A 7,756-nucleotide genomic window follows, 5' to 3' on the forward strand; every position below is an offset into this window, starting at 1 on the left:
AGCATATTCACTGGCCTTAAAACTCAGTTAATCAGTTAGCGTGATGAGAACACTAAACCATTTTCGTCAGCATCAATTACTATCATGTCACCACTTTGATATTCACCTGCGAGTAACTTCTGCGATAATGGGTTTTCAATGGTATGTTGAATAGCCCGTTTGAGTGGTCGTGCACCATAAACCGGGTCAAAACCACTGGCTGCAATTCGATCAAGAGCTGCATCACTTATTTGTAACAAGTAACCCATTCCTGTTAGGCGCTCACGTAACTTGCTTAACTGAATATCTGCAATCTCTTTGATATGTTCATTAGCAAGTGGGTGGAATACTACGGTTTCATCAATACGGTTAATAAATTCAGGTCTAAACTCATTAACCAAAACCCCCATCACTTTTTCTTTTAACGCTGCATAATCGTTGTTACCGGTTTGCTCTTGAATAATATCTGAGCCTAAATTTGAGGTCATGATGATCACCGTATTTTTAAAATCAACAGTACGACCTTGGCCATCCGTTAAACGACCATCATCTAACACTTGCAGCAGAATATTAAATACATCAGGATGTGCCTTTTCGATTTCATCAAGCAAAATTACAGAATATGGACGACGACGAACAGCTTCTGTTAAGTAGCCACCTTCTTCATAACCAACATAGCCCGGAGGCGCGCCAACTAAGCGAGCAACTGAGTGCTTTTCCATAAACTCAGACATATCAATTCGCACCATCGCGCTTTCAGTATCAAACATATATCCAGCTAACGCTTTAGTCAGCTCAGTTTTACCGACCCCGGTTGGGCCTAAAAATAAAAACGAACCGATTGGCCTATTTGGATCTGCAAGCCCTGCCCGTGAACGACGAATCGCATTCGCCACTGCCACTACCGCTTCGTCTTGACCGATCACTTTATGGTGTAAATGTTCTTCCATTTGCAGCAGTTTTTCACGCTCACCTTGAAGCATGCGCGATACAGGAATACCAGTCCAACGTGAAAGTATCTCAGCAATTTCATCTTCACCCACTTGGTTTTTAAGTAAGCTCATTTCTTGCATTTCAGCTTGTGAAGCTAAGTCGAGTTTACGTTCCAATTCTGGAATGCGGCCGTATTGCAGCTCTGACATACGTTGTAGATCAGTGGCACGGCGGGCAACATCTAAGTCTAATCGCGCTTGTTCAAGTTCAGCCTTAATTACTTGAGTACCTTGCAAAGAGGCTTTCTCAGCTGTCCATACTTCATCAAGTTCACGGTACTGGGCTTCAAGATCGGTGATTAGCTCCTGCATCTCAGAACGACGCTTTTGACTGGCGTCATCTTTCTCTTTAGCAAGTGCATTATCTTCGAGTTTTAGCTGGATGATACGGCGCTCTAATTTATCTAATGATTCTGGTTTTGAATCGATTTGTAGGCGAATAGACGAACCCGCTTCATCAATTAAATCAATGGCTTTATCCGGTAGCTGGCGATCGCTAATGTAGCGGTGCGATAAATGCGCTGCGGCAACAATGGCTGGATCGGTAATTTCAACACAGTGATGTAACTCGTAACGCTCTTTCAAGCCTCGAAGAATCGCTATGGTATCTTCTACTGATGGTTCTTCAACAAGCACCTTTTGAAAACGACGTTCTAAAGCGGCATCTTTTTCAATATATTTACGATACTCATCAAGGGTTGTAGCACCGACACAATGCAGTTCACCTCGAGCCAATGCAGGTTTGAGCATATTACCCGCATCCATTGCACCATCAGATTTACCGGCGCCCACCATAGTATGAATTTCGTCAATAAACAAAATCACTTGGCCTTCTTCTTTAGCCAATTCATTAAGCACTGACTTTAAACGTTCTTCAAACTCACCACGGTATTTTGCACCGGCCACCAAGGCTCCTAAATCAAGCGATAACACACGTTTGTTTTTCAAGCCTTCAGGGACTTCGCCATTAATAATACGCTGCGCGAGCCCTTCAGCTATAGCGGTTTTACCCACACCGGGTTCGCCAATCAACACGGGGTTATTTTTAGTACGCCGTTGTAATACTTGAATGGTGCGGCGAATTTCATCATCGCGGCCAATAACAGGATCAAGTTTACCTTGCTCTGCACGCTCAGTTAAATCGATAGTAAACTTTTTCAGCGCTTGACGGGTATCTTCAGCATTCGGATCATCAACTTTTTGACCACCGCGAATAGCTTGTATTGCTGCTTCTATTTTAGTGCTGGTCATATTTAAAGCGCGGAAGATATCACCCAATGGCCCTTTATCATCACACGCTGCTAATACAAATAACTCACTGGAGATGTATTTATCTTTACGCTTTTGCGCGTACTTATCGCATAAGTTGATCAGTGAAACCATGTTATTTGACAACTGCACGTCGCCGCCAACACCTTCCACTTTAAATAGCTTTTCTATCTCTTGTGATAACTTGGTATTAAGTTCATCGGCACTCACACTGGCTTGGGCTAATAACGCACGCACACTTGAGCCACTTTGCTGCAAGAGTGAATACATTAAATGTACTGGTTCAATAAATTGATGATCACGACCAAGCGCTAATGACTGAGCGTCAGAGAGCGCAGATTGAAATTTACTGGTAAATCGATCTAAACGCATAAGGGGTTACCTATTAAAAAAACTAATTACTTAATTAATGGGTATGCTCGGCACTTTGATCAAGGCTTAGGAGAAAATATACTCACTGAATAGACTATTACTTGCGCCAGATCAAAGAAGCCATACGGCCTGTTTGACCATCTCGACGGTATGAGAAGAATTGTTCGCTATTGCTAACTGTACAGTACTCACCACCACTAATATTTCTTATGCCTAGATTAATAAGCTGTGTGGTTGCGAGCAGATAAATATCCGCTAAATATTTACCATCCGCCTGCGCCACAAATGCAGTGTGATGAGATGCTGATTGTTCACAGAAAAGCGCTTTTACTTCACTGCCAACCTCAAACTTTGCAGCACCTATGGCAGGACCTAACCACGCTATAATTTGTTCTGCAGGGCTGCTAAAGTGACGCAAAGTATTAGCGATAATACCCGCATGCAAACCGCGCCAGCCACCATGAATAGCAGCCACCTCATCACCACTTTCACTGGTAAGTAAAACCGGCAAGCAATCTGCTGTCATAATTGCCAGTGGTTGATTTTTTAATCGGGTATACAGCGCATCCGCATCATAATTAGCCTGTGGGTCAAAATACTCATCCACAACAACGACTTCACTGCTATGGATCTGATTAAGCCACACCGGTGCTTTAGGAAGCTGAGCAGCTAAAAGTGCGCGATTCGTTAATACCGCTTGCTGATCATCGCCCACATGTAGGCCTAAGTTTAAACTCATAAAAGGCGCATGCGATACACCGCCCTGACGAGTTGTACTGAGAGCACCTACATTGGTTGGCGCTGTCCAATTAGGATAAAGCATTAAAGCAGCTTAAAAATCGATATTTGGATTAGCTTTGGTGTCTTCACGAAGTACGTGCGTCATGGCAACCATGTCATCAGGAATTGGCGCCTGCCAAGTCATCATTTCACCCGTAATTGGGTGTGCGATACTTAGCTTTACCGCGTGCAATGCTTGACGATTAAATTCACGTAACATTTGGAACAATTCAGGTGTTGCGCCTTTTGGTGGACGTGGACGACCGCCATAGGCTTTATCACCAATCAATGGATGATTAATAAATGCCATATGCACACGAATTTGGTGAGTTCGGCCAGTTTCTAAACGAAGACGTAATCGCGTATGCGCACGGAATTTTTCAGCAACTCGAAAATGCGTAATTGCTGGTTTGCCCTGCTCATGCACAGCCATGTGTGTACGCTGCGTAGGATGGCGGCCAATTGGTTTTTCAACCATGCCACCCGCTGTCATTGTGCCATTACAAATTGCTTCATATTCACGCGTGAAATTTTCACGCTTTTGTAATGCTTTAACTAAATGTGTTTGCGCCTGAATTGTTTTAGCTACCACCATCAAACCGGTAGTATCTTTATCTAGACGATGCACAATACCTGCGCGCGGAACATTAATGATATCTGGATAATGATGCAACAATGCATTGAGCACTGTGCCATCAGGATTACCGGCACCAGGGTGCACAACTAAACCCATAGGTTTGTTGATAACCAAAATATCATCATCTTCATAAACGATGTTTAATTTGATATCTTGCGCTAGATATTCACGTGGGGCTTCAATGCTAGTTTCAACATTGACCGTTTCACCACCAAAGAGTTTTTCTCTCGGGGTGTTTAAAATTTCACCATCCACGGTGATTTTATCATCCAAAATCCACGTTTTTATACGTGAACGTGAATAATCAGGGAACAATTGCGCCAATACTTGGTCTAGACGTTTACCGCCTAACTCAGTTGGCACCTCGGCTTGAAGAGAAATTTGCTCTGACATTAGTAACTTTACCCAATTTACCAGTGCAAGCTGTGCTCGACTGGGTTAGAATCGCTTTTAATAAAAGCATTATATAATAAGCATAGTTTACTCGGTTTTACCCACTTGGCCTAGCCGAAGACATCGAAGGTAACAAATAAAATGATAAATAGAATAGGGAAACGTGCATTCGCCATTGTTTTTACAGTTTCATTACTTGGTTTAGGTGCCTGTTCGTCAGCACCTGATGCAGAAGATATCCAACGCGTTCCTAATAAATCAGCGCAAGCGTTGTATGATGATGCCAAACAAACACTTGATTCAGGCTTGTACGCGCGTGCAATTGAGCTTTTGAGTGCGATTGATTCACGCTATCCGTTTGGGCCTATGTCAAAACAAGTACAAATGGATTTAGTCTACGCCCATTACCAAGCGGGTAATACTGAACAAGCGCTTGCAACAATTGACCGTTTTATTCGCCTAAATCCAAACCACAAAGATTTAGACTATATGTACTACATGCGTGGTTTAGTAAATATTAAAGCCGATAAAAACGCATTCCAAGAGTATTTTGGTGTTGATAGAGCCGACCGTGATGCTAATCGTACCCGTGTTGCTTTTACTGATTTATCAACTTTAGTTAACCGCTTTCCTGACAGTGGCTATGCCCCTGAAGCAAAAAGACGTTTAGTTTGGTTACTCAACAAAATGGCACGTTACGAGTTGAAAGTTGCTGATTACTACTATGAACGTGAAGCTTACTTAGCAGCAGCAAATCGCGGTAAATATGTCGTAGAGCATTATTCTCAAAGTAGTTACTTAGATAATGCACTGGAAATGATGGAAAAAAGCTACAACAAGCTTGGTTTACCAGAATTAAGTAAACACGCTAAAATGACCCGTGAGTTAAATAAAAAGAAATAAATTAACATATACAAAAAAGGCGCTACTGATTGTTTATAAGTAGCGCCTTTTTTATGTCTGACTTTTAATCTCAGATAATAAATTAAATCGCGTCTTCATCTTCTTCAGCAGTACGAATACGTACCACACGCTCAACGTCAGTGACGAAAATCTTACCATCGCCAATTTTACCTGTTTGTGCTGTTTTAACGATCACTTCAATAGCACGGTCAACATCGTCATCACCAAGGACAATATCAAGTTTTACTTTTGGTAAAAAATCAACCATGTATTCAGCTCCACGATATAACTCAGTATGCCCTTTTTGACGGCCAAAACCTTTCACTTCACTGACGGTCATGCCAGTAATACCGACATCAGACAACGCTTCACGAACATCATCAAGTTTAAATGGTTTAATTATTGCTTCTATTTTTTTCATTAATTGTTGCTACTTTTAAATTCTGTTTGAGTCGATTTTAGACAATCCTGCAGTTCATAGCAAACAAAGCAATTGAATTACGGTGATTTAATCAACAACAATGGTATGATTATTAAAAACCTAGCAACTATACTTAAAATATAAGTCGTTAGCATCACGTTTGAGTGAGTCCCTGAGTATTTAGAGGTAGATATGAAAAAAATACAACGTGGTTTTACGCTATTAGAGCTAATGGTCACCATTGCAATAGTCGGTATTGTGGCTACGATAGCTTTATGGGATAGCAGTGATATGCTAGAGAATAACCGCGCTGAAAACTATTTACTTGAGTTAAAGCGAAACATCAACTTTGCCCGTGCAAAAGCAACCAGCACAGATTCACTCATCGTGGTATGTAGTGGCGAAACTTCTAGAATTGAAAATGACCAAAGAGTGACATGTTTAAATGATTGGAGTGAAGGCTCGATCATCGTCTTTTATGATAATAATGGTAATGGCATTCATAACCCGCGTATAGGGGACAAAATACTCAGGGTGATGTCTGAAATATCCGATAATAGTCAATTTACGTTTACCGGTGATAATTCATTAATATTTGATGCCAGCGGCCGTGTCACCACAAGCCCCGGCATTTTTACCTACTGCCCTAATAAAGACAATAAAAACAATAAAGCAATGGAAGTAAGTGTCTCTGGCACAGCTTTATACTATGGAGATACTAAAAACACTTGCGATTAAATGCCAATCAACCTTGCATCTAATTTAGGGTCAACTAATCTTAAGTAATTAGCTATTACTGAGTGCTTCATGGATGAACAGCATACAAAGCGCAGTTATCTTAAAGGGAACAACGTTAGTTGAAACTATGGTGGCATTGAGCATTATGTCTGTGATGTGTCATTTTATTTTATTTAATTATCAGCCTTTACTAATAAACAACCGCTTAGATAATCACATCGCTAAAGTAAACCGAGCTATTAACTTGTCCCGTTTAAATGCAATATCTTATAGTGCCAATGTGACGCTTTGTGCGCTGAAAAACAATCAATGTTATAACGATAATTGGCACAAGCAACTAACCGTATTTACTGATACAAATGAGTTAGGTGTATTTGATGGTAACGATCAAACTTTATTTTATATCGAGCCTACGCACCCACAAGACATGTTGACCTACCCACGACCTTTTATCACTTTTCGTTATGATGGTACCCCAATGGGGCTTCATAACGGTACCTTTACTTACTTCCCTGCCTATAAAGAAGCAAGCTTTGCAGGGCTTGCAATATCAATTAGTTACACCGGAAGAACAAAAGTTAAAAGTACTTCTAAGTGCCAGGAGTAGCTATTTTATATTTAACTTAGGATTATTTCCCCCAGCACATTGCAGAATTCGCTTTCGGCGTTGCAGTTTTTAACCCTGCATCATCGATTGTAAACGTCTTACAATCTTCATCCTGCAGTGGCGGCCCCGCAACTGGTGTTGCAGTGAAACTAAACGTTCCTGCATCATTATCAACGTCAGCCTTAATTGTGTAAAAACCGTGCTCTGTTGGTGTTACAACGCCGATGTTATCTAAATTAGTCGTGTATTGACGATTATCTACAAAAAACTGTTCTTGTCTATTCGCGGCATCAAGAAGCGATGTTATCGCTTCTGTACGCGCAGTACGTTTAACATGCTCAAAGTAGCTTGGTAACGCAATTGACGCAATAATTCCTAATATTGCGACGGTGATCATCAGCTCAATTAACGTAAATCCTAGTTGTTTAATTGTTGTCATTTACTTCTCGCTTATAAATAAAGGTTTGTTGTGTTTTAAAACCAAAACCAATTGGCACAGCATCATTAACTAACTTGATATTGCCATCTTTATCAAATGAAATACCAGGCCCAAGAATCTCTTTTGGGATGAATGGGTTCTGTGCACTAAGATCATTACTATCTGTGGCTTTTATCCCTGGCCCTATCATTAAAAACTGACTGATAGTTTGTTTCTTCGTCCCTGT

At 41.0% G+C, this 7,756-nt stretch carries 9 protein-coding genes; 3 read left to right on the forward strand and 6 right to left on the reverse strand.

What is annotated here, in order from left to right:
• Positions 1-35 precede the first annotated feature (35 nt).
• The 3 genes from clpB to rluD form a co-directional block, all read right to left on the reverse strand.
• Entirely contained in the window at positions 36-2,612 is a 2,577-nt protein-coding gene (clpB, locus tag H5232_RS06670; protein WP_149980795.1) for an ATP-dependent chaperone ClpB, read from the reverse strand.
• A gap of 97 nt (positions 2,613-2,709) precedes the next feature.
• Entirely contained in the window at positions 2,710-3,435 is a 726-nt protein-coding gene (gene pgeF, locus H5232_RS06675; protein ID WP_145237218.1) for a peptidoglycan editing factor PgeF, read from the reverse strand.
• A gap of 9 nt (positions 3,436-3,444) precedes the next feature.
• Positions 3,445-4,422, reverse strand: a complete 978-nt coding sequence (gene rluD, locus H5232_RS06680) for a 23S rRNA pseudouridine(1911/1915/1917) synthase RluD (protein WP_145237221.1) — start codon at positions 4,420-4,422, stop codon at positions 3,445-3,447.
• Positions 4,423-4,563: 141 nt separating this feature from the next.
• On the opposite strand from rluD, the gene H5232_RS06685 reads away from it, so the two are divergent.
• Entirely contained in the window at positions 4,564-5,325 is a 762-nt protein-coding gene (locus H5232_RS06685; RefSeq protein ID WP_149980797.1) for an outer membrane protein assembly factor BamD, read from the forward strand.
• A gap of 82 nt (positions 5,326-5,407) precedes the next feature.
• On the opposite strand, the gene glnB is transcribed toward H5232_RS06685, so the two are convergent.
• Positions 5,408-5,746 (reverse strand): nitrogen regulatory protein P-II, encoded by a 339-nt coding sequence (gene glnB / locus H5232_RS06690; protein WP_145237227.1) that lies wholly within the window; start codon positions 5,744-5,746, stop codon positions 5,408-5,410.
• Between the two features lie 192 nt (positions 5,747-5,938).
• Here glnB and H5232_RS06695 point away from each other — a divergent pair, with 192 nt between their 5' ends.
• Positions 5,939-6,484: a GspH/FimT family pseudopilin gene (locus H5232_RS06695; RefSeq protein ID WP_182830679.1), complete on the forward strand. Its 546-nt coding sequence runs from the start codon at positions 5,939-5,941 to the stop codon at positions 6,482-6,484.
• A 73-nt stretch (positions 6,485-6,557) separates the two neighbouring features.
• Positions 6,558-7,091 (forward strand): GspH/FimT family pseudopilin, encoded by a 534-nt coding sequence (locus tag H5232_RS06700; RefSeq protein WP_182830680.1) that lies wholly within the window; start codon positions 6,558-6,560, stop codon positions 7,089-7,091.
• A gap of 22 nt (positions 7,092-7,113) precedes the next feature.
• On the opposite strand, the gene H5232_RS06705 is transcribed toward H5232_RS06700, so the two are convergent.
• Together H5232_RS06705 and H5232_RS06710 are read right to left on the reverse strand one after the other, a co-directional pair.
• Complete coding sequence (locus H5232_RS06705) at positions 7,114-7,530, reverse strand: type IV pilin protein (RefSeq protein ID WP_182717089.1); 417 nt, start codon at positions 7,528-7,530, stop codon at positions 7,114-7,116.
• Positions 7,517-7,756, reverse strand: a 240-nt coding sequence (locus H5232_RS06710) for a hypothetical protein (protein ID WP_182830681.1), incomplete at its 5' end; no start/stop codon positions are given. The genes H5232_RS06710 and H5232_RS06705, both read right to left, overlap by 14 nt.

This window comes from Pseudoalteromonas sp. SG41-5 (assembly GCF_014164495.1).
GTDB lineage: Bacteria > Pseudomonadota > Gammaproteobacteria > Enterobacterales > Alteromonadaceae > Pseudoalteromonas > Pseudoalteromonas rhizosphaerae.